Origin of the sequence: Pseudomonas sp. FSL R10-2964 (genome assembly GCF_009600035.1) — a bacterium.
Lineage (GTDB): Bacteria > Pseudomonadota > Gammaproteobacteria > Pseudomonadales > Pseudomonadaceae > Aquipseudomonas > Aquipseudomonas bubulae.
Window position 1 is genome coordinate 1 of sequence record NZ_WIWH01000048.1, and the last position, 19,035, is coordinate 19,035.

The following is a 19,035-nucleotide window of genomic DNA, read 5'->3' on the forward strand; positions in this document are numbered from 1 at the left end:
AATCGGTTCCGTCGGGCGTTAACCTGCGGAACAGAAACCCATGCGACTTTCAGGTCGCACTCCCGAAGAAATACTGACCGCCTTTCTTGGTCTGGTGCATCTCGGGATCACGCTTGCCTTCTTTATTTTTGGTCGAGCTGGGGGCATGAATAATGGTGGCATCGACGATGGTGCCTTGGCGCAGCGACAGGCCTTTTTCCTGCAGATAACCATTGATGACCGCAAGGATTGCCGGTGCGAGCTGATGCTTCTCCAGCAAGTGCCGGAAGTTCATGATCGTGGTGTCTTCGGGGATTGGCGCGCTCAGCGTCAGGCGTGCGAACTGGCGCATGGGCGTGATTTCGTAGAGCGCTTCTTCCATGGCCGGGTCGCTCAGGGAGAACCAGTTCTGCAACAGATGGATGCGCAGCATGGTTTCCAGAGGATAGGGTTTTCTACCGCCGCCGGCCTTGGGGTAGAACGGTTCGATCAGCTCCAGCAGGCCTGCCCAGGGCACCACCTGATCCATTTCGGCGAGGAAGCGCTCTCGGCGGGTTTGCTTGCGCTTGCCGGCGTACTCAAAGTCGGAAAAGCTCATCTGGCTCATGGGCGGCTCGGATCAGGTGTTGCGGGGATTCTCGCATAACTGAAGGCTTGTTCGGAGATTCCCTAAACGAAACCGGCACCCACCGAGATTAACGTCGTTGCCGAACATCAGATAGCGGAAACCTGAATTATTGGAAAACGGACGGCATACACGCCTGCAGAACTTCGAAATCAAGGGCGATAGAGTCGCCTCAGCGCCCTGGACACCTACAGCCCCGAAAAGACAGCGGCCAGGCTCATTTCGCTGTATGTACAGCGCAGGAGCCTTGAGTGGGCGGGAAGTTGGCGCACCCGGCTTTCGGCCCCTTATTTTATTTCGTACCTGATGCTTCCTTGCCACAGGCTTTCAGCGCGATCAGGCTGATCATTGGTTGAGCATGCGCTCGGTCAAGTCGGGCTCTATGGACACCCTAAATCACACCGCCGGCGAGGCGGGTGACTTGTAATAAATAAACCCCTCGAACTGTTTCATTCGTGCACTTTCAAGCGTAGGAATTCCTCTGAATAATCCACCATCGGACTGCGCACCCTCATGACCGCTTAGACCTGAACATGCCGATACCAGCGCTTGTATCCCCCTGCATACTTTAGACAGACGCCGCACAGGCCACTGCTTAGCGATGGCGCTGAGTGTTCTGTATCGCAAATCGTACAGGACACAATTAACAGCGGGCGCGGCAAAGTGCAGACAATCAACACCTTTATTCTGCAAGTGTGCCGCCTCCACTTGAATAGTGACCCCTCGAAACTTAATACATATTTGTCAAGACCACACCCGTAAAGTAATTACATCCGCCGCCGGACTCATCAAGAAGAGACACTTGCTGGCCTGTCAGCTTCGACAGGGACAGCATATTAAGCAGTGCATAACCTGTGGGATCATTCAGATTGCGCTCCCCATGAACTGCCCACCAGCGCGTTCCGGTCGAAGTTAACATTACGCTGATCCCATTGCCGCTGTCGTAGTTACCTGCCCCTATATGTATTTGCTTCACCGTGCCCTGCGCGCACTTTATATCCCGACTCACACCCATCAAGCCAGGCTCTTCGGCAAAAGCATTGACACTCAACACCAACAACAAGGCTGCAAGACGCATGCTCATACTCCTCAACGTTTATAGCTCATCATGGTTAATAATGGAGGTACTGCTGTTATAAACAGACTCCAGGGTAAACATTATTGCTGGAATATCTTGCTTCAGATCCGAACGCGACGCAGCCAGGCACGCCCCGACCATCGGGATCATGCCCAACCAGGTAGGCCTTCTTTCTCGTGGGGCTTCACCGTTGAAATAGGGCCTGTTCGTGGCTCGGGTATTATCGGCCACATAACGGGGGTTAACCTGAGCAGTTGAAACTTGCAACTCACCGTCGACAACAATATAGGACTCCACATCCCTGATATTTTGAGTAGGAATGAGGGTCGGCGTTATATATTCATTGGCTGCCCGTGAGGGATGGTAGTTCAAGGGGGTGATCGGGACTTGCGGGTTGTTGTCATGCAATGTCCGCAATGAGGCCTCGGCATTGAAGAAGTTGCTGTCCGGCCTGACGCGATAAAGATAAATACGCTGACCGGGTTGGGCAAAAGCCCTGGCAGCTGCGGCAGTGCGAATGAACTGAAAGTTTGCCGCGGTTGAGACAAAGCCTGAATCTCGCTGCCCCTGTTGCCTGTTGACGCATGACTCGCCGGTCACATGGTCATGAACATTAAAGTTACTACCCCAGGCCTGGAAACCAGCGTGAAATATCAGCTGTTCCGGCCGGGTATCCATTCGCCATACCGTACCTGGTGGCTCGGCCCATGAATAAGGAGCCTTTAATATAACTGTCACAAAAACCCATAGCAAAACCCCCAGCGTCTTCATGATCCCGCCCCCCGATAATTAAAGAAATGCCTGCAAAGCACACGCACTTAATTAATTTTACCGAAAAACAAATTACCCGCTATTCATTATGAGCCCCCACAGAACCATAATAAACTCAAAATATTGCATGACTGACCCCATACTTTTAATTACCCCCCACGCAGCACCTCGGCGTACAGAATCTCTATGACTGTTTCGTTAAAGTAGCAGGGCTACGTTCAATATTTAATTTAAAGCACAGACTGTGCGTGCTGGAACTCAAGCTCAAGACACCGCAGTACGTCGATGACCGCGGCAAACTACCCTTTTGCCTTGTGCTCATGCCCAAGAAGACGAGGCTCCCACCAACAACATCTCGTATCACCACAGCGCGTGTAGGTTGCGCTGGACGACCTTTAGTCTGAGTTTGATTGGCCGCGGCTTCCAAGAAGCATATGGGTATATGGCTGGCCAGCTCGAAGTCATGACGCTTCCTGCTCCTGCTTGCCAACCCGCTGATACGCAGCTACTGTCAGCTCCATGAATCAATTACGAGTTGCCTTGACCACGACTACCACGACCGCCGAAGGCGGGTCGTGAGAGGTATCGTGAGTCCATAACGCACGAACTTCAAAGGCCCGCCAGTGATGGTAAGGGCCTTTTCTTTTGCCCTTGTGTCACTGGCCAAAACGCAAGGAAAAGCCCCATGTATGCACTGTTGATTCTTGATATGCAGGTAGGATTGGTGCATGGCCCGGACAAGCCATGGGCTGGCGAGGCCCTGTTGGACACATTGATCACGTTGCTGGATAAAGCCCGGAGCGCAGGTGCCCCGGTCTTTCTCGCCCGTCATGTCGGCCCTACCGGTTCACCGATTGAACCGGGAAGCCCGTTGACCCAACTGATACCGGAACTGGTGCTACAGGGCAGCGAAGTGATTTTCGAGAAAAACCGCCCCAACGCCTTTGCCAGGACAAACCTGGCCGACCAGCTACAGGCTCTTGGTGTTGAGGGTGTGGTCATCACGGGCATGAAAACCCAATATTGTGTCGACAGCACCTGCCGCGCGGCACGAGACCTTGGGTTCGACGCAGTACTGATTGCCGATGGCCATACCTGCAGTGACACCCCTGCGTTGAAGGCACAGCAGATTATCGCTCATCACAATGCAACCCTGGCGGGGCCATTCTGTCGTGTCATCAACGCTGAGGACTGGGGGTTTTAGTCTCGGTCGACAGATCAGGCTGATCCAGGCTGATCTGTTGCTAAAACAATGAGGCACAGAGGTAAAAATCGAGCGCTAATACCTGTCGAGGCCGGCTGCTTTCAAGACTTCTATGGAGAAATACAGCACGTGGCCTGTAGGCCACATGCTATGCGGGAGTATTTTTCTTCTAGGCTGGTGTTTTTTTCAACTAAAAATCTATGGGGCAGTTGAATCAAGATCGAATTATAGACTCTCTCGATGTGCCAGGAATGGAGAAGTCTATTATTCTCCCCACAACAGATATCGGCCAAGCTCTAATGGCATATTCATGCTCCTTATGAATCAATCCAGACTTTATATTATTCATCGAACTCCCTACTCATACAAATTTATAAAGTCACAACATATGTTCAGACCGAAATTTTAGTGACGAGGTTTTTGGTACGCATAATACTAAATGGCGCCTTCATGAGTTCATGACAATAACGGCTCTCAAGTATATTGAATACTTTGCTTTCGTAGGCAAAACGAAAGCAGGTGAGGTACACGGGTATGCAGGTAGCGGCGACTGTTTACATACGGGTTGTGAAAATTGTGAAAGCTACCTGTTAAATCGGCGAAAAGTGCACAGCTAAAAAGCACTTTCCCTCCGACTCAAACACAGGCGTTAAAAACGCTGGATCGGGCTCTAAAATTGCCCCAGATGCGGACACGGTCTGAGGCTATGCGAAAACGACGAGCTCGGTGCAGCGCCCTTCCCCACCCCCCAGAAACGACAAAGCCCGCCAAAAGGCGGGCTCTGCGGTGTAGCAATATGGCGGAGGCGATGGGATTCGAACTCATGGACCTGTTACAGTCGACGGTTTTCAAGACCGTTGCCTTAAACCACTCGGCCACACCTCCTATACGTTGTTTCGGGCGCCATAATACCTGAATGAAACACGTTGTCAAACTCTCTTGATCGCTTGTTTCAGAGCCTCTGCTATGATCTTTGCTACTTAACATTTCTAAACACAGGAGTATCGCCATGCGCGAACAGGATTACGCAGTTAATAGCAGCGTGCAGGCCGAGCAGCTAGAGGTTAGCCGCGTCCTGCGCAATACGTACGGTTTGCTGGCCCTCACCCTGGCTTTCAGCGGTGTGATGGCTTATGTCTCGCAGCAGCTGCGGGTCGGCTATCCCAATATTTTCGTTGTGCTGATCGGGTTCTACGGCCTGTTTTTCCTGACCAACAAGTTGCGTGACTCCGCGTGGGGCCTGGTTTCTGCCTTTGCCCTTACCGGTTTCATGGGCTTCTTGCTGGGCCCTATTCTCAACCGTTACCTGGGCATGCAGGGCGGCGCCGAGGTGGTCAGTTCTGCCTTTGCCATGACGGCTCTGGTATTTGGCGGCCTGTCTGCCTATGTATTGATCACTCGCAAGGACATGAGCTTCCTCGGCGGTTTCATCACTGCCGGTTTCTTTGTTCTGCTGGGCGCTACGCTGGCGAGCTTCTTCTTCCAGATCAGCGGCCTGCAGTTGGCTATCAGCGCCGGTTTTGTACTGTTCTCGTCGGTCTGCATTCTGTTCCAGACCAGCGCCATCATTCATGGCGGCGAGCGCAACTACATCATGGCTACCATCAGCCTGTATGTATCGATCTACAACCTGTTTATCAGCCTGCTGCAAATTTTCGGCATCATGAGCCGCGACGACTGATCAACAACCGCTATACAAAAGCCCGCTTCGGCGGGCTTTTTGTTGTCTGCCACAAGCATCTTTGGGCATCTGGCTTTATCATTGCCCCAGATTTGCCGACAGAGCCCACCATGAAATTCGCCATTGCCCTTTATTCAGCGGCCCATGCCCCCTCCTCCCGTCGAGCCTTGCGCTTTGCCGAGGCAGCGCTGGCAGGCGGCCATGAAATTGTCCGTTTGTTCTTCTATCAGGACGGTGTTCATATTGCCTCGAGCAATATCGTCACGCCGCAAGACGAGCAGGACCTTGCGCAACAATGGGCAACTTTTGTCAGCCAGCACCAACTCGATGGTGTGGTCTGTATTGCCGCTGCCTTGCGCCGCGGTGTACTCAATGAAGACGAGTCCGCACGCTATCAGCGGCCCGGGGTCAATGTTCATGCACCCTGGGAGTTGTCCGGACTGGGCCAATTGCACGATGCCATTCAATCGGCCGATCGATTGATCTGTTTCGGGGGACCTTGAAATGCCCAAGTCACTATTGATTATCAGCCGTCAGGCACCGTGGTCGGGGCCCGGCGCCAAAGAAGCACTGGATATCGTGCTGGCAGGCGGTGCATTTGATTTGCCGATTGCCCTGCTGTTTATGGATGACGGTATTTTTCAGCTGCTGGCGACTCAAAATGCCGCAGCCATCCAGCAGAAGAATCTAACGGCCAATCTGCAGGCCCTGTCCATGTTCGGCGTTGACGATCTGTTTGCCTGCAACCACAGCCTTGACGAACGCGGCATCTCAACCGAGGGGCTTGCGGCAATTGATGTGCAGCCCTTGTCGACTGAAGCTGTCCGCGCTCTTATTGACCGTTATGACCAAGTGATCACCCTCTGATGTCGACTCTACATGTTGTGAGCCACTCACCATTTTCTGACATACGCCTGAGCAGCTGTCTTCGCGTGTTAGGCAGCGACGATGCCCTTTTGCTCTGTGGCGACGCGGTGTATGCCCTGCAGCTTCAAAGCACTGCTCTCACAGCCCTGACTGGAAAAACCGTATTTATCCTTGAAGAGGACTTGCAGGCACGCAACCTGGAATGTCCGCCATGGGCGGCCTGCGTTGATTACCCGGCTTTCGTCGAGCTGTCGATTCGTTACGACAAGGTCAACGGCTGGCTATGAATACGCTCACCCTCAACGGTAAAAATATCGAGCTGGACAAGGACGGTTATCTGCTCGATCTCAACGACTGGTCCGCTGATGTTGCTCAGGCACTGGCGGCGCAGGCAGGTATTGAGTTGAGCGCCGAACACTGGGAAATCCTCGAGTTGTTGCGCAGCTTTTATCAGGAGTTCGAGCTATCGCCTGCCACTCGCCCTCTGATCAAGTACACGGCACTCAAATTGGGTCCAGAAAAGGGCAATAGCCTGCATCTCAACCGACTGTTTAACGGCACCCCTGCCAAACTCGCCGCCAAGCTGGCGGGCCTGCCCAAACCGACCAATTGCCTATGAACACTCCCGCTGCGCTGACACTTGAAACTCCCGCCGAACACCCTTTTGCGCAATTTGTACGCATCCTGGGCAAAGGCAAACGGGGTGCCCGCAACCTGACTCGGGAAGAAGCCCGCGAAGCCATGGGCATGCTGCTTGACGACAAGGCAGAAGACACGCAACTGGGCGCCTTCCTCATGTTGCTGCGGCATAAAGAAGAAAGCGCAGAGGAAATGGCCGGTTTTACCGAAGCCGTCAGGGAGCGACTGACACCTCCCGCGATCAAGGTCGACATTGACTGGCCGACTTACGCCGGTAAAAAACGCCACCTGCCCTGGTACTTGCTGGCAGCCAAGTGCCTGGCACAGCACGGTGTACGCATTTTCATGCATGGCGGCGGCGCCCATACGGCGGGCCGAATGTACAGCGAGCAGCTTCTCGACGCGCTGGCCATTCCACTGTGTCGCAACTGGCAAAGTGTCAACGAGGCCCTGGATGCGGGGAATCCGGCCTTTATGCCGCTGCAGGACTGGGCGCCACAATTGCAACGCATGATCGATCTGCGCAACACCCTCGGGCTGCGCTCGCCGATTCATTCATTGGCTCGCATACTCAACCCGCTGGGTGCGCGCTGCGGCCTGCAAAGCATCTTCCATCCGGGCTATCAAAGCGTGCATCGCGAAGCCAGCGGCTTGCTGGGTGACACCAGTATTGTGGTCAAGGGTGATGGCGGCGAAGTCGAAATCAACCCCGATAGCGCAAGCCATCTTTACGGCACTACAGCTGGTGTTGACTGGGATGAAGAATGGCCAGCACTGTCTTCACAGCGCCATGTCAAACCAGCGTCACTAGACCCTGAACACCTCAAGGCATTGTGGCGTGGAGAAGTCCAGGACAGCTACCCGCAACTGGCCTTGCTGTCGACCATGGCCCTGGCATTGCGCGGTCTGGGCACACCCCGGGCGCAAGCTTTTGAACTGGCTCAGCATTACTGGGACAACCGCAACAAGGCGATTTAAGCCCAAGGCCAACCACCTCAACACGCTTGCTTACGAGAGCCCAAGATGCTTATCCCCTACGACCAGCTTGAACCTGACACCCTCACCCGCCTGATCGAGGACTTTGTGAGTCGCGACGGCACGGACAACGGCGATGACACTCCCCAGGAAACCCGTGTACTGCGGGTTCGACATGCATTGAGCAAAGGCCAGGCAGTAATTTTCTTCGATCTGGAAAGCCAGCAATGCCAACTGATGCCCAGGCACGCGGTACCGAAGGAATTTTTTGATTAAACCTTGGCCGAAGATCCGGTTGCCTGCTGCCCGACGGGCTGGTTTTTTATCCGCTCATAAATTTCCGAGCGATGCACGCTGATATGCCTGGGAGCTTCAATCCCCAGGCGCACGTTGTTGCCGTTAACGGCGATGACAAACAGCGTTATATCTTCCCCGATTGAAAAATGCTCTCCGACGGTTCGACTCAGTATCTGCATGGCTCTCATCCTCAAGGGTGGGGAGCCACAAAGACTGCACGGCATAAAAACCGGCTTCAATACTTACAAGTTAATTCAGTTACAACCTACTGCATACAAGGCTTATTCCTACGTACTCCCTACGGAATTTTCCCTTTACGAAGGGGTAAAACGCGGTCCCAGCAAGATGATGGTCGCGCCAATCACGCACAGTCCTACCCCGAGCCAATCTGAGCCCAGTGGCCGGATACGTTCCACCACTGCCAGCCAGGCAATGGATGTCACGATGTAAATCCCGCCATAGGCCGCATAGGCCCGCCCGGCATAGGCTGCCTCAACCTTGGTCAGCAGCAGGGCAAACAGCACCAGGCTCAGAATAGCGGGCAAAGCCCACCAGGCACTTTTGCCCTGACGAAGCCACATCCAGAACCCGTAGCAGCCTGCAATTTCAAACAGAGCAGCCAAAAAAAACCAAACGTAATTGAGCATGTGCAGTGTTTCCAGGTGGGCAGCGCGCCACCCTACCTGCGCACCTGCCACCGATCAAGGCAGAACTGTTTTTGAGTACGGCATGAAAAAAGTTGAATTATTCATCGAGCTGGAGAGTCGGATTTTATAAGCACTGCCCATCCTTGTTCCTGAAGCGGCGCCCCGTAAAACTGAACGTTGGCGGAACACCACAAAAAGGAAATGCTCATGACCACAATTCTTCTGATCGTCCTGATTCTGCTGTTAATCGGCGGATTACCTGTGTTTCCGCACTCCAAAAGCTGGGGCTATGGCCCCTCAGGGATTATCGGTACCGTACTGGTTGTACTGTTGATATTACTGTTGCTCGGCAAGATTTGACCCAATAAAAAAGAGGCCCTGAGGCCTCTTTTTTATTTAACTGGCTGATTATTTCGGATCAGCCACACCTGCGGTGTTGTCCAGCAGGCTCTTGGTCGCGGTCTGCAGGAAGGATTCGAGCTTTTTCTTCAGCTCGGTCGCTTCAGGCGAGTCAGTGACCACTGTCGCTTCAGGGTTGGCACCCAATTTGTACTGCCAAACCTTGGCCGGCATGTCTTTAGGCTGCACCAGCAAGTGGTCGTCACTGATGATCGCCACGGTCTGGTCACTGCCAGACGGCTTGATCACACCACTGCCTTTGTCACCCTCAGGCAGAGTCAGCAGGTCACGGCCCCAGCATTGCTGACGGAACTCACCACCCAGACGCCCCATGATGGTTGGCACGATGTCGACCTGAGTGCCCACGATATCAGTGCGTGTACCAAACTTCTCCTGGATACCAGGGCCGATCAGCAGCAACGGCACGTTGAAACGCCCCAGGTCCATCTCGGAAATCTGCTGCTCGTTACCGAAACCGTGGTCGCCCACGATCACAAACAGGGTTTCCTTGAAGTAGGGTTCTTTGCGCGCTTTTTCGAAGAACTGCCCCAGCGCCCAGTCGGAATAACGCATCGCCGTCAAATGCTCGTTGAGCGAACCGCGATCGGTTACCGGCTCGACCGGCAATGGCGTAGGCAAGGCATACGGCGTGTGGTTGGACAGGGTTTGCAGCAGCGCATAGAAAGGTTCTTTGCCTTCACGCTTTTTCAGCTCTTCCAGGCCGCGGTTGAACATGTCCTGGTCGGACACACCCCAGGTAGGATCAGAGAACACCGGGTCAACGAAATCGTTACGACCTACAAAAGTGGTCATGCCCTGGTTACTGAAGAAACCAGACTGGTTGTCCCAGGCAAAGTCGCCGTTGTAGACATACACGTCATCGAACTTGCGAGCGCTGAGCAGTTCCGGCAAGCCGGACAGCTTGTGGCTGCCTTCCGGGGTCTGCATCAGGTATTCAAAACCCGGCAGGTTCGGGAAGCACGCCATGGTGGCGAACATGCCCTGGTGGGTATGGGTGCCATTGGAGAAGAAGCGCTCGAACAGCAAGCCTTGCTTGGACAGCTCATCGAAGTACGGGGTGATATTGCCCGGACGACCCAGCGCACCCACCGAGTGACCGGCGAAGCTTTCCATCAGGATTACGACGACGTTCTTGATAGGCAGGGTTTTTTCCGCAGGCGGCGTGGTATCGCGACGCACAGGAGCGGTATCAGGATCAACCAGCTTGTCATTTTCAGTCAGCAGCATGTCGCGCACGGTCTGCGTCGCTACGGGCTGCTCAAGGGTAGCCTTCCAGATATTGGTGCGATCGTCACCGAAGCGGCTTTTCGCAGCGGCAATCAATGACAGAGAGCCGTTGAGCCCCAACTGATTGGCGAAGTTGGAGTCGGTTGTGTAGGCATCACCCCAACGCAGCGGAGGACCCTGACGCAATGTGCCACGGGCCAGGACCACACACACCAGCAGCAGCACGACAAATACCGCTGCACGGCCGTACCAGGGCGCCACCGCACGCGAAGTGCCAGCAGCCGCGCGGGTAGCGCTGGAACGGGTCACGCGGTCGGCGCCGCGGAAGGCAAAGTACAAAATGACAGTGCCGACAGCCCAGGACAGCAGGTAACGCACCACCGGGAAGCCATACCAAAGCATGCTCATCACGGTTTTCGGGTCTTCCTTCACATACTGGAAAACCAGACCGTTAAGACGCTGATGGAACTCACGGTAGAAGTCCATCTCCATCAGGCCCAAAAACAGCGCCAGGCTGGATGCTGCAGTCAGCCAGAAACGCAGCACACCGCGCATGGCCATGGCCTTGACACTGAGCACCGCCAGCAGCAGCGGAATACTGAAGTACACGACAATCCGGGCGTCAAAGCGCAGACCGTTGCCGAAGGCTTCAAGGAACGTCGATGCCGGGGTGTCGAGGATCATTTCCCGGTTGTAAACCAGCAATGCCACCCGCAACAGGGTGAACATCACCATCATGATCAAGGCACAGAGCAGCGTAAACGCCAGATGCGATTTGACGGTCGGTTGCAACACACGCGTGGCCGCGTGCTGTTGGCTTGGGGCGTCCGGGTTTGCCATGTCGTTTTAGGACCCATTGGTTCAAGTTGAAGTGGCTTTATCACCGGTGGCTTGCCACGGGTGCATCGCTCTTTAATTACACAGATTTTGGCCCGAGACCCACCAGAAACGCCTGAACTGAGGCGTTTACGAGTAGACAGGCAAAATTTTGCGTGCGAATTGTCTTAAAGGTACCGTGAAAATTTCGTGCAGAGCACATCTTGAAACATAAGAAAGGGCGCTCATTCCCTGTGGGAGCGGCTTGTTAGCGATTGCAGCAACGCGGTCCAACTTTAAACCGCGTCGCCTGCATCGCGGGCAAGCCCGCTCCCACAGTTCTACAACTGACGCCCTGCCTTGCTACTGCACAGCCTCAGTCGTTGCTTGGCTTGTTGATAGCCTGCAAAACATATTGCGGCAAGGCGAAAGCACCGATATGAACTTCCGGATTGTAGTAGCGGGTCACGATACCGCTACCGGCAAAACGTTGACGCAGGGTCTCAAGCGGCAACTTGCGATAGCTCGCATCAGTCGAACCCCAGGCGAAGGTCATGGAGCCGCCGATATAGGTAGGCACGGCAGCCTGGTAGAAATGCCAGTCAGCAAACAGGCTGCGCATGCGCCCGGCGGTGGTCTGCACTTCCTGCAACTGCATAAATGGCGTGCCGTTCTGGGTGACCAGTACACCCCCTTCATTCAGGCAACGGTGGCAAGCCTGGTAGAAGTTCTCGGAGAACAGCACTTCGCCCGGCCCGATCGGGTCGGTGGAATCCGAGATGATCACGTCGAATTTTTCTTCGGTGGTGGCGACAAAGCGCATGCCGTCGTCGATCACCAGGTTCAGGCGTGGATCGTCGTACGCACCCTTGGAGTGGTTGGGCAGGAACTCTTTGCACATGTCCACCACGGTGCCGTCGATCTCGACCATGGTGATGTGCTCAATGCCAATGTGCTTGGTGACTTCGCGCAACATGCCGCCATCACCACCGCCAATGATCAGCACGCGCTTGACCGCACCGTGGGCCAGGATCGGCACATGGGTAAGCATTTCGTGGTAGATGAACTCGTCCGCTTCAGTGGTCTGGATCACGCCGTCCAGAGCCATTACGCGGCCCATGACCGGGTTTTCGAAGATCACCAGATGCTGGTGATCGGTTCGCACTTCATGGAGCAGCTTGTCCATGCGAAAGCGTTGGCCATAGCCTTCGTAAAGGGTTTCGAGATAGTGGTTGTCAAGCGATTCGGCCATGGGTAGTCCCCTTGAATGCTGGTGGCAACGGACGGTCACCCGCCCATGATCGACAGCCAAACCTCATACCGCTATCGCGACACGGGTCCAACTGCCCAAGAAAGGCGCGCATTCTACGTCGAGGAACATGACAGGTCGAACCTTGACGCCGACAATCTAAGCGGGCAACCACGATTTACCGTCGCTGCCCGCTGGCAAGCAGCTCAAATACGCACATTGCCCCGCGGCCCGGCGATGGCCCAAATCACCAGCCCCAGTACCGGCAGGAACAGAATCAGCAGCACCCAAAGCACTTTCGCGCCCGTCCCGGCGCCGCTTTTGATTACGTTGATGATGGCCCAAATATCCAGGGCCAGAATAATCAGACCGATCAGACCATTAAACGTTGAACCCATGATGACGCTCCCGATTGAGTACTTGTGCTCATAGGATAGTCACCCACGGCCAGGGTTCCGTTTTTTATTGCAGCAGCCAGGGTTTCAGACGTGGACGGCAACCTTGAGAGCTTCCAGCGATGGCGCAGCGGCGATGCCGACTTCGGCACACAGTTCCAGCACGCGCGGCACGTCATTGCCGTAAACCAGCACCACCTGGATTTCGTCGTCCAGCGGCTGGCTCAGGTTGACCAGCACATAACCGCCCTGCTCCGGGCTCATGCTGCCCATCTGGATCTGGATGCGGTTGAGCGCGGTCAGCGCTTCGGTCTTGGCCAATTGCTTTGGCTTGATATTGAACGCTACATCAGGACCGAAAGAGGCGACGATCTGGGCAAACAGGTCCATCCAGGTATCGGCCTGGAACAACACCGTTTCCGGCAAGCTGCCCACCACAACCCATTCACCCAGCGGGATCGGGAAGCTGTCGTCGTAGTTGATGTCCGGGTTGGCAAGCAGAAATGCTGCCTGATCGGCGTAGGCTTGAGCCGCCTCGTCCGCGATGGAGGCGATTTCGTCGTCGCCCATGCACCCAGAGCTGATTTTGCTGATGAGTTCAACGAGAGTGGTTTTCATGGGCGAGGCCTGTCACAAGGAAAATTAAGGGCGCGCAGGATATATCAATTGCGCCCTTCAAGGGGCGATCAGCCCAACAGCTTCTCAAGTTGCGCCACGGTTTCGGCTGCGCCCATGGTCCTGGCGGCATCCAGGGCGGTGATGCCATTGGCGTCCTTGGCTTTTGGATCGGCGCCCTTGCTGATCAGGTAATCGATGATTTCCCCACGATTGAACATGGCGGCCATCATCAGCGCTGTACGGCCATCAAATGATGCGCCTTCAACTTGTGCGCCACCTTCAACCAGGGTCTTGACCATTTCCAGGTCGCCCTTGAAGGCAGCACCTGCAATCGGGCTCTGGCCATTGTCATTGCGGATCTCGGGGTCGGCATTGTGCTCAAGCAGCACCTTCACCGCTTCAACGTGGCCGTGATAGCTGGCCAGCATCAACAGGGTATCACCCTTGTGGTTGCGCAAATTGGCCGGCAAGCCCTTGCTCAGCAAGGCTGCCAGCATTGCAGCATCACCATCCCGTGCCTTGTTGAACACCTGCTCGGCAAAGTCGGCGGCCTCTTCCGGGGTCATCTGGCGGCTCTGGTCTGCTGGCTTGTTCTCTGACATGTAAGGTTCCACCCTGGCTACAAAAAAACCCTAGTTTCCTGAGACGCAGACACGGTGTCACCCCTTTTTTGCTCAATGCACCCATAGGAACAATCAATCAGCTGTCTGAGCCTGATACCGACTGGGCAAAATGCAGGATGCACGATGGCCACTCATGCAAAATGCACGACAAATGCTTTTTGCATAAATTATAAGCCGTTGATTTATATGGGTTTTTTAAAAAAAGAATAGTGGCACAATCACTGCAATCTCTACTCCATACAAGCATTCAAGCGCTAATGGAGCTGAACATATGAGCCTGATCCAGGAAAAATTCGCATCGTTGTTCTCCAACCACACTGTCACCGTAAAACCCCGCCCGGATGGCGGCGTGCTGCTGACATTGTGTGACAACGAAGGCAAACAGACCCAGCGCACACTTTCTTACACGCAACTGCATACCGCCGAGGAACTGACCTGGGCCATCAGCGCGATTCGTCGTGACCTGGCAGGCACTGCCAGTGAATTGCCGACCATTTCGCTGCTGCAAAGCCAGCATCGTTTTGCCCTGCCGACCTATCACACCCGCTGAACCCAAGGGTAGTGCAAAGCAGTCCGCGATAGATAACGGCATGACTGTGGGAGCGAGCAGGCTCACTCCCACAGCAGTGTTATTCAAACTGCGGCAGGATCAATCTCGGCAAAACTGCTCACGGTTTTATGTCCCGCCAGTTCCCCACCCTCACGGGCCAGGCCGCAGGTCAGCATGCCGGCCGCCTGTGCAGCATCGAGTTCTTCAACGATATCCGACAAAAACAGGATCTTCCCGGCCGGGCAGCCTATGGCCTCGGTAATGTGGCGATATGATTGCGCCTCACGCTTGGGCCCGGAGGTGGTGTCAAAGTAGCCATTGAACAGTGGCGTCAGGTCACCCGCCTCGGAACAGCCAAAAATCAGCTTTTGCGCCTGTATCGAACCTGACGAGTAGACATACAGGTCATACCCTTTGGCATGCCACTCGCGCAGCGCTTCGACCGCGTCCGGGTAAACATGGCCCTTAAGCTCACCCGCGGCGTATCCCTGCTTCCAGATCATCCCTTGCAAGGCCTTGAGTGGTGTGGCCTTGCGGTCTTCGGCCAGCCATTGCTGGAGGATCTCGATGACCCGCTCGACATCGGCCTCAGGCTCGCCGCTATCCAGGCGTACTGCGCCCAGCTGCATGGCCACTTCAGGGTCTTCGGCATGCTCGCGCACAAACCCGGGCAGGTGTTTGGCCGCATACGGAAACAACACGTCAAATACGAAGCTGACAGCGCTGGTGGTGCCTTCGATATCGGTCAGGATGGCTTTGATCGGCATGGGAGATCCTTAGTCTTCGAGGCGCGGGAAGCGTTCAGCGATGTCTTCGCCGGTAAAGTTGGCAACCCAGCCTTCCGGGTTGTTGAACAGGCGGATGGCGACAAAATGCGGATGCTCACCCATGTCGAACCAGTGCGGCGTGCCTGCGGGTACAGAAATTAGATCGTTCTTTTCGCACAACACCGCATACACATAGTCGCCAATATGTAGCGTAAACAACCCACGACCGGCGACGAAAAAACGCACTTCATCTTCGCCATGGCGGTGCTCGTCGAGGAATTTGGCGCGTAATTCGGTTTTTTGCGGGTGATCGCTGTTGAGACTGATCACGTCCACGGTGACATAGCCACCCTCGCTCATCAGCCGGTCAATCTGCACGCGATAGGCGTTGATCACTTCATCCTGACTGGCCCCCGGCTGGATCTGCGTGGCGGCCTGCCAGCGGTCAAAGCGCACGCCCTGCTCAGCCAGTGTTGAAGCGATATCATCAAAATGGGTGAGCACCTTGTTGGGGAGTTCCGGGCTCGATACGTGATAAACGGACAAACTGCTCATGGGGCGTGGTTCCTCGGCTTCGGCGCGCATTCGGCTTTTACAGGCCGTTCAGGCAGACCGTTCAAATCAGGGTGTGAGCTTCTTCACGGTGAAGTCAGCGTTAACGATTGAGTATTGCGCGAGCTTTCAGTTCGCATTCAAACAAAAACTCGAAGGCTTCGATCTGGCGCAAGGCGTCGCTCATGCGCGCGCCCCACGTGTAAAGGCCATGCCCGCGAATCAGATAGCCCACACAGTCCGGGTGGGCTTCAAGCCATGGCTGAACCTTGGCCGCCAGCCGCGCGATGTCTTGATCATTGTCAAAAATCGGCACCAGCACACTGGACTCATGGGTCGAGACGCCACTGAAAGCCTTTTGCAGTTCGTAGTCTTCAAATTCAATGCTGTCGCCCGGCGTCAGGCGCGACAGCACCGTGGCATTGACCGAATGGGTGTGCAGCACCGCGCCAATTTCGGGGCGCCAGCTGTACAACTGGGTATGCAGCAGGGTTTCAGCGGAGGGTTTCTTGCCTGGTTCCAGGCTGTTGCCTGCCAGGTCAGTGGCAAGCACATCATCAGGTCCCAGCTGGCCCTTGTGCTTGCCCGACACCGTCAGCAGCGCCTGGCTGGCCGACAGCCGGGTGGAATAGTTGCTGCTGGTAGCCGGTGACCAGCCACGCGCATATAAAAAGCGCCCGGCTTCAATGATTTCCAGGCTCAGGTGTTCACGGGTAAGGCTCATGGCCTGTCCTCTTGCAGTCGGGTGGCAATGATAACGGCTGCAGCCAGCGCTGCGACGCTCGCCATACTAAAGGTGAAAGCGGGGCCCAGGGTGTTCCAGCTGTAACCGGAGTACAGCGCCCCCACGGCGCCACCGATACCGGCCAGCGTGGCGTACAGGGCCTGGCCCTGGCCTTGCTGGCCGGGACCGAAACTGCGTTGCACAAAGGTCATGGCCGAGGCATGAAAACTGCCAAAGGTGGCGGCGTGCAGCAGCTGCGCCAACAGCAACACCCACAGGTGCTCGGCAAAAGACCCCAGCAACAGCCAGCGCAAGGCAGCGAGGATAAAACTGAACATCAGCACCCGGCGCACGGAAAATTTCAGCAGGATACGGCGCATGGCCAAAAACATCAGCACTTCGGCCACCACTCCCAGGGCCCAGAGCAAGCCGATCACACCACGGCTATAGCCGAGGTGTTCCAGATGCAGAGTCAGAAATGTGTAGTACGGGCCGTGGCTCATTTGCATCAGCGCCACACAGGCATAGAACGCCAGCACGCCCGGGCTGAACAGTTGCTTCAAGAACCCGCCTTCCACCTGCTTGCGGCCCAGGCTGGAGGGCTGCGCATTGGGCACCCACAGGCTGCACAGCACAATGCCAGCCATGATCACGAGCAGCGCCACCGGGTAGATATCCAGGCTCAGCCATTCGAACAGGCGACCCAGGATCACCACGGCAAGGATAAAACCGATCGAGCCCCACAAACGAATCTGACTGTAACGTTCAGGCTGCTCACGCAAGTGGGCAAAGGTAATGACTTCAAACTGCGGCAACACCGCATGCCAGAAGAACGCATGCAGCGCCATCACCAGCGCCAGCCAGGCATAGCTCTGGCTGACAAAGATCAGGGCAAAACTGCACAAGGTGCAGAGCGCACCCAGACGCACGATCAGCAGACGCTGACCGCTGTAGTCCCCCAGCCAGCCCCACAGGTTGGGCGCAACGCAGCGCATCAGCATCGGGATGGCCACCAGTTCGCCAATGCGCGCACTGGAAAACCCCAGGTGATTGAAGTACAGCGCCAGAAACGGCGCTGTGGCACCCAGCAAGGCGAAATAGAAAAGATAGAAGCCTGACAGACGCCAGTAAGGAAGTGTCGCCACGGCCGTCAGACCGTGACGCTCAACAATCCTTGCATTACAACTGGCCCAGTACGGGCGTGCTGACGCGTACGTCGGCGTTCTGGCCGCGATGACGCAACAGGTGATCCATCAGCACAATGGCCATCATGGCTTCGGCAATCGGCGTGGCACGGATACCCACGCACGGGTCATGACGACCCTTGGTAATCACGTCCACCGGATTGCCATGCACATCGATCGAGCGGCCCGGGGTGGTGATGCTCGAGGTTGGCTTGAGCGCCAGGTGGGCAACGATCGGCTGGCCAGACGAAATACCGCCCAGGATGCCGCCGGCGTTGTTGCTCAGGAAACCTTCAGGGGTCATCTCGTCGCGATGCTCGGTGCCGCGCTGGGCAACACTGGCAAAACCGGCGCCGATTTCAATACCTTTTACGGCATTAATGCTCATCAGCGCATGGGCCAGCTCGGCATCCAGACGGTCGAAAATCGGCTCGCCCAACCCCGGGATCACGCCTTCGGCGACCACGGTGATTTTGGCGCCAACCGAGTCCTGGTCACGGCGCAGTTGATCCATATAGGCCTCAAGCTCCGGCACTTTGTCCGGGTCAGGGCTGAAAAAGGCGTTTTGTTCAACCGAGTCCCAGGTCTTGAACGGGATTTCAATCGGGCCCAGCTGGCTCATATAACCGCGAATCACGATGCCTTGGGTGGCCAGGTACTTTTTCGCGATGGCACCGGCGGCCACACGCATGGCCGTTTCACGCGCCGAACTGCGCCCGCCGCCGCGGTAATCGCGCTCGCCGTACTTGTGGTGATAGGTGTAATCAGCGTGGGCCGGGCGGAACAGATCCTTGATCGCCGAGTAATCCTTGGACTTCTGGTCAGTGTTACGGATCAGCAGGCCAATGGCGCAGCCAGTGGTGCGGCCTTCAAACACCCCGGAGAGGATTTCAACTTCGTCGGCCTCCTGACGCTGGGTGGTGTGGCGGCTGGTGCCGGGCTTGCGTCGATCCAGATCACGTTGCAAATCTTCAAGGGACAGCTCCAGCCCTGGCGGGCAGCCATCAACAATGGCGACCAACGCCGGACCATGGCTTTCGCCAGCGGTGGTGACAGTGAACAGCTTGCCGTAGGTATTGCCGGACATGCAGGGCGCTCCGCGAAAATCAGCCGATAAAGTTCAGCCCGGGATCAGTTCAAGTCTTGT

General features: G+C 55.7%; 24 protein-coding genes, 1 tRNA gene and 1 pseudogene. 10 read left to right on the forward strand and 16 right to left on the reverse strand.

Translation table 11 applies throughout. The annotated features are described in order from the left end of the window. Positions 1-61: 61 nt before the first annotated feature. The 3 genes and pseudogenes from GHN92_RS21280 to GHN92_RS21290 all read right to left on the reverse strand — a co-directional run. Positions 62-586, reverse strand: a pseudogene (locus tag GHN92_RS21280) (IS5-like element ISPa41 family transposase); the annotation flags it as partial. 748 nt (positions 587-1,334) lie between these two features. Continuing rightward, positions 1,335-1,682, reverse strand: a complete 348-nt coding sequence (locus GHN92_RS21285; protein WP_095002018.1) for a hypothetical protein — start codon at positions 1,680-1,682, stop codon at positions 1,335-1,337. An 18-nt stretch (positions 1,683-1,700) separates the two neighbouring features. After that, positions 1,701-2,453 (reverse strand): hypothetical protein, encoded by a 753-nt coding sequence (locus GHN92_RS21290; RefSeq protein WP_095002019.1) that lies wholly within the window; start codon positions 2,451-2,453, stop codon positions 1,701-1,703. A gap of 685 nt (positions 2,454-3,138) precedes the next feature. Here GHN92_RS21290 and GHN92_RS21295 point away from each other — a divergent pair. Then, positions 3,139-3,657: a cysteine hydrolase family protein gene (locus GHN92_RS21295; RefSeq protein ID WP_153381052.1), complete on the forward strand. Its 519-nt coding sequence runs from the start codon at positions 3,139-3,141 to the stop codon at positions 3,655-3,657. Positions 3,658-4,454: 797 nt separating this feature from the next. On the opposite strand, the gene GHN92_RS21300 is transcribed toward GHN92_RS21295, so the two are convergent. Continuing rightward, a tRNA-Ser gene (locus GHN92_RS21300) sits at positions 4,455-4,542 on the reverse strand. A 124-nt stretch (positions 4,543-4,666) separates the two neighbouring features. Here GHN92_RS21300 and GHN92_RS21305 point away from each other — a divergent pair. The 7 genes from GHN92_RS21305 to GHN92_RS21335 all read left to right on the forward strand — a co-directional run bounded on the left by GHN92_RS21305 (position 4,667) and on the right by GHN92_RS21335 (position 8,095). After that, a complete protein-coding gene (locus GHN92_RS21305; RefSeq protein WP_095002022.1) occupies positions 4,667-5,338 on the forward strand; it encodes a Bax inhibitor-1/YccA family protein in 672 nt (223 codons plus the stop codon). Between the two features lie 110 nt (positions 5,339-5,448). Next, positions 5,449-5,841 carry a sulfurtransferase complex subunit TusD gene (tusD, locus tag GHN92_RS21310; protein WP_095019560.1) on the forward strand — a complete coding sequence of 131 codons (393 nt, stop codon included), beginning with the start codon at positions 5,449-5,451 and terminating at the stop codon, positions 5,839-5,841. A gap of 1 nt (position 5,842) precedes the next feature. Continuing rightward, positions 5,843-6,205 (forward strand): sulfurtransferase complex subunit TusC, encoded by a 363-nt coding sequence (tusC, locus tag GHN92_RS21315; protein ID WP_095002024.1) that lies wholly within the window; start codon positions 5,843-5,845, stop codon positions 6,203-6,205. Then, complete coding sequence (gene tusB / locus GHN92_RS21320) at positions 6,205-6,492, forward strand: sulfurtransferase complex subunit TusB (RefSeq protein ID WP_153381054.1); 288 nt, start codon at positions 6,205-6,207, stop codon at positions 6,490-6,492. The genes tusC and tusB overlap by 1 nt, the downstream gene beginning before the upstream one ends. After that, positions 6,489-6,824 carry a TusE/DsrC/DsvC family sulfur relay protein gene (locus GHN92_RS21325; protein WP_095002026.1) on the forward strand — a complete coding sequence of 112 codons (336 nt, stop codon included), beginning with the start codon at positions 6,489-6,491 and terminating at the stop codon, positions 6,822-6,824. Before tusB ends, GHN92_RS21325 begins: the two co-directional genes overlap by 4 nt. Beyond that, complete coding sequence (locus GHN92_RS21330) at positions 6,821-7,822, forward strand: glycosyl transferase family protein (protein ID WP_095021346.1); 1,002 nt, start codon at positions 6,821-6,823, stop codon at positions 7,820-7,822. The genes GHN92_RS21325 and GHN92_RS21330 overlap by 4 nt, the downstream gene beginning before the upstream one ends. Positions 7,823-7,867: 45 nt before the next feature. After that, entirely contained in the window at positions 7,868-8,095 is a 228-nt protein-coding gene (locus GHN92_RS21335; protein WP_095002028.1) for a YheU family protein, read from the forward strand. Here the strand turns inward: GHN92_RS21335 and csrA are convergent. Then, a complete protein-coding gene (csrA, locus tag GHN92_RS21340) occupies positions 8,092-8,295 on the reverse strand; it encodes a carbon storage regulator CsrA (protein ID WP_095019562.1) in 204 nt (67 codons plus the stop codon). The two genes, GHN92_RS21335 and csrA, sit on opposite strands and share 4 nt — an antisense overlap. 135 nt (positions 8,296-8,430) lie before the next feature. Beyond that, on the reverse strand, positions 8,431-8,763 hold the full coding sequence (locus tag GHN92_RS21345; RefSeq protein ID WP_095002030.1) for a YnfA family protein: 333 nt from the start codon (positions 8,761-8,763) through the stop codon (positions 8,431-8,433). Between the two features lie 201 nt (positions 8,764-8,964). Here GHN92_RS21345 and GHN92_RS21350 point away from each other — a divergent pair, with 201 nt between their 5' ends. Next, entirely contained in the window at positions 8,965-9,123 is a 159-nt protein-coding gene (locus GHN92_RS21350; protein ID WP_095002031.1) for a DUF3309 family protein, read from the forward strand. A 48-nt stretch (positions 9,124-9,171) separates the two neighbouring features. Here GHN92_RS21350 and GHN92_RS21355 read toward each other — a convergent pair whose 3' ends face one another. The 5 genes from GHN92_RS21355 to GHN92_RS21375 all read right to left on the reverse strand — a co-directional run bounded on the left by GHN92_RS21355 (position 9,172) and on the right by GHN92_RS21375 (position 14,090). After that, complete coding sequence (locus GHN92_RS21355; protein WP_095019563.1) at positions 9,172-11,250, reverse strand: LTA synthase family protein; 2,079 nt, start codon at positions 11,248-11,250, stop codon at positions 9,172-9,174. Between the two features lie 352 nt (positions 11,251-11,602). Continuing rightward, positions 11,603-12,478 (reverse strand): polyamine aminopropyltransferase, encoded by an 876-nt coding sequence (gene speE / locus GHN92_RS21360; protein WP_095019564.1) that lies wholly within the window; start codon positions 12,476-12,478, stop codon positions 11,603-11,605. Positions 12,479-12,681: 203 nt separating this feature from the next. Continuing rightward, entirely contained in the window at positions 12,682-12,873 is a 192-nt protein-coding gene (locus GHN92_RS21365; protein WP_016781476.1) for a PLDc N-terminal domain-containing protein, read from the reverse strand. A gap of 84 nt (positions 12,874-12,957) precedes the next feature. Next, a complete protein-coding gene (locus tag GHN92_RS21370) occupies positions 12,958-13,488 on the reverse strand; it encodes a hypothetical protein (protein WP_095019565.1) in 531 nt (176 codons plus the stop codon). Between the two features lie 68 nt (positions 13,489-13,556). Further along, positions 13,557-14,090: an ankyrin repeat domain-containing protein gene (locus tag GHN92_RS21375; protein ID WP_095002035.1), complete on the reverse strand. Its 534-nt coding sequence runs from the start codon at positions 14,088-14,090 to the stop codon at positions 13,557-13,559. Between the two features lie 292 nt (positions 14,091-14,382). On the opposite strand from GHN92_RS21375, the gene GHN92_RS21380 reads away from it, so the two are divergent. Further along, complete coding sequence (locus GHN92_RS21380) at positions 14,383-14,661, forward strand: DUF3509 domain-containing protein (RefSeq protein ID WP_095002036.1); 279 nt, start codon at positions 14,383-14,385, stop codon at positions 14,659-14,661. A gap of 83 nt (positions 14,662-14,744) precedes the next feature. Here the strand turns inward: GHN92_RS21380 and mtnC are convergent, their stop codons facing one another. The 5 genes from mtnC to aroC form a co-directional block, all read right to left on the reverse strand. Next, positions 14,745-15,428: an acireductone synthase gene (gene mtnC / locus GHN92_RS21385; RefSeq protein WP_095002037.1), complete on the reverse strand. Its 684-nt coding sequence runs from the start codon at positions 15,426-15,428 to the stop codon at positions 14,745-14,747. A 9-nt stretch (positions 15,429-15,437) separates the two neighbouring features. After that, entirely contained in the window at positions 15,438-15,983 is a 546-nt protein-coding gene (locus GHN92_RS21390) for an acireductone dioxygenase (protein ID WP_133144973.1), read from the reverse strand. Positions 15,984-16,083: 100 nt separating this feature from the next. Continuing rightward, positions 16,084-16,704: a methylthioribulose 1-phosphate dehydratase gene (locus tag GHN92_RS21395; protein WP_095019566.1), complete on the reverse strand. Its 621-nt coding sequence runs from the start codon at positions 16,702-16,704 to the stop codon at positions 16,084-16,086. Further along, entirely contained in the window at positions 16,701-17,849 is a 1,149-nt protein-coding gene (locus tag GHN92_RS21400) for an MFS transporter (RefSeq protein ID WP_095039358.1), read from the reverse strand. The genes GHN92_RS21395 and GHN92_RS21400 overlap by 4 nt, the downstream gene beginning before the upstream one ends. A 34-nt stretch (positions 17,850-17,883) precedes the next feature. Next, the gene (aroC, locus tag GHN92_RS21405; protein WP_095019567.1) at positions 17,884-18,975 is read right to left on the reverse strand and encodes a chorismate synthase; all 1,092 of its coding nucleotides are present in this window, start codon (positions 18,973-18,975) and stop codon (positions 17,884-17,886) included. Positions 18,976-19,035 lie beyond the last annotated feature (60 nt).

What these genes read in the sequence shown, in the direction of transcription:
- tusD (WP_095019560.1), top strand. Translation starts at nt 5,449, where the DNA reads ATGAAATTCGCCATTGCCCTTTATTCAGCGGCCCATGCCCCCTCCTCC.
- GHN92_RS21330 (WP_095021346.1), top strand. Translation starts at nt 6,821, where the DNA reads ATGAACACTCCCGCTGCGCTGACACTTGAAACTCCCGCCGAACACCCT.
- csrA (WP_095019562.1), bottom strand. Translation starts at nt 8,295, where the DNA reads ATGCAGATACTGAGTCGAACCGTCGGAGAGCATTTTTCAATCGGGGAA.
- GHN92_RS21350 (WP_095002031.1), top strand. Translation starts at nt 8,965, where the DNA reads ATGCTCATGACCACAATTCTTCTGATCGTCCTGATTCTGCTGTTAATC.
- aroC (WP_095019567.1), bottom strand. Translation starts at nt 18,975, where the DNA reads ATGTCCGGCAATACCTACGGCAAGCTGTTCACTGTCACCACCGCTGGC.
- GHN92_RS21365 (WP_016781476.1), bottom strand. Translation starts at nt 12,873, where the DNA reads ATGGGTTCAACGTTTAATGGTCTGATCGGTCTGATTATTCTGGCCCTG.
- GHN92_RS21285 (WP_095002018.1), bottom strand. Translation starts at nt 1,682, where the DNA reads ATGCGTCTTGCAGCCTTGTTGTTGGTGTTGAGTGTCAATGCTTTTGCC.
- GHN92_RS21345 (WP_095002030.1), bottom strand. Translation starts at nt 8,763, where the DNA reads ATGCTCAATTACGTTTGGTTTTTTTTGGCTGCTCTGTTTGAAATTGCA.
- GHN92_RS21325 (WP_095002026.1), top strand. Translation starts at nt 6,489, where the DNA reads ATGAATACGCTCACCCTCAACGGTAAAAATATCGAGCTGGACAAGGAC.
- GHN92_RS21390 (WP_133144973.1), bottom strand. Translation starts at nt 15,983, where the DNA reads ATGAGCAGTTTGTCCGTTTATCACGTATCGAGCCCGGAACTCCCCAAC.
- mtnC (WP_095002037.1), bottom strand. Translation starts at nt 15,428, where the DNA reads ATGCCGATCAAAGCCATCCTGACCGATATCGAAGGCACCACCAGCGCT.
- tusB (WP_153381054.1), top strand. Translation starts at nt 6,205, where the DNA reads ATGTCGACTCTACATGTTGTGAGCCACTCACCATTTTCTGACATACGC.
- GHN92_RS21335 (WP_095002028.1), top strand. Translation starts at nt 7,868, where the DNA reads ATGCTTATCCCCTACGACCAGCTTGAACCTGACACCCTCACCCGCCTG.
- GHN92_RS21370 (WP_095019565.1), bottom strand. Translation starts at nt 13,488, where the DNA reads ATGAAAACCACTCTCGTTGAACTCATCAGCAAAATCAGCTCTGGGTGC.
- speE (WP_095019564.1), bottom strand. Translation starts at nt 12,478, where the DNA reads ATGGCCGAATCGCTTGACAACCACTATCTCGAAACCCTTTACGAAGGC.
- GHN92_RS21395 (WP_095019566.1), bottom strand. Translation starts at nt 16,704, where the DNA reads ATGAGCCTTACCCGTGAACACCTGAGCCTGGAAATCATTGAAGCCGGG.
- GHN92_RS21380 (WP_095002036.1), top strand. Translation starts at nt 14,383, where the DNA reads ATGAGCCTGATCCAGGAAAAATTCGCATCGTTGTTCTCCAACCACACT.
- GHN92_RS21290 (WP_095002019.1), bottom strand. Translation starts at nt 2,453, where the DNA reads ATGAAGACGCTGGGGGTTTTGCTATGGGTTTTTGTGACAGTTATATTA.
- GHN92_RS21295 (WP_153381052.1), top strand. Translation starts at nt 3,139, where the DNA reads ATGTATGCACTGTTGATTCTTGATATGCAGGTAGGATTGGTGCATGGC.
- GHN92_RS21355 (WP_095019563.1), bottom strand. Translation starts at nt 11,250, where the DNA reads ATGGCAAACCCGGACGCCCCAAGCCAACAGCACGCGGCCACGCGTGTG.
- tusC (WP_095002024.1), top strand. Translation starts at nt 5,843, where the DNA reads ATGCCCAAGTCACTATTGATTATCAGCCGTCAGGCACCGTGGTCGGGG.
- GHN92_RS21375 (WP_095002035.1), bottom strand. Translation starts at nt 14,090, where the DNA reads ATGTCAGAGAACAAGCCAGCAGACCAGAGCCGCCAGATGACCCCGGAA.
- GHN92_RS21305 (WP_095002022.1), top strand. Translation starts at nt 4,667, where the DNA reads ATGCGCGAACAGGATTACGCAGTTAATAGCAGCGTGCAGGCCGAGCAG.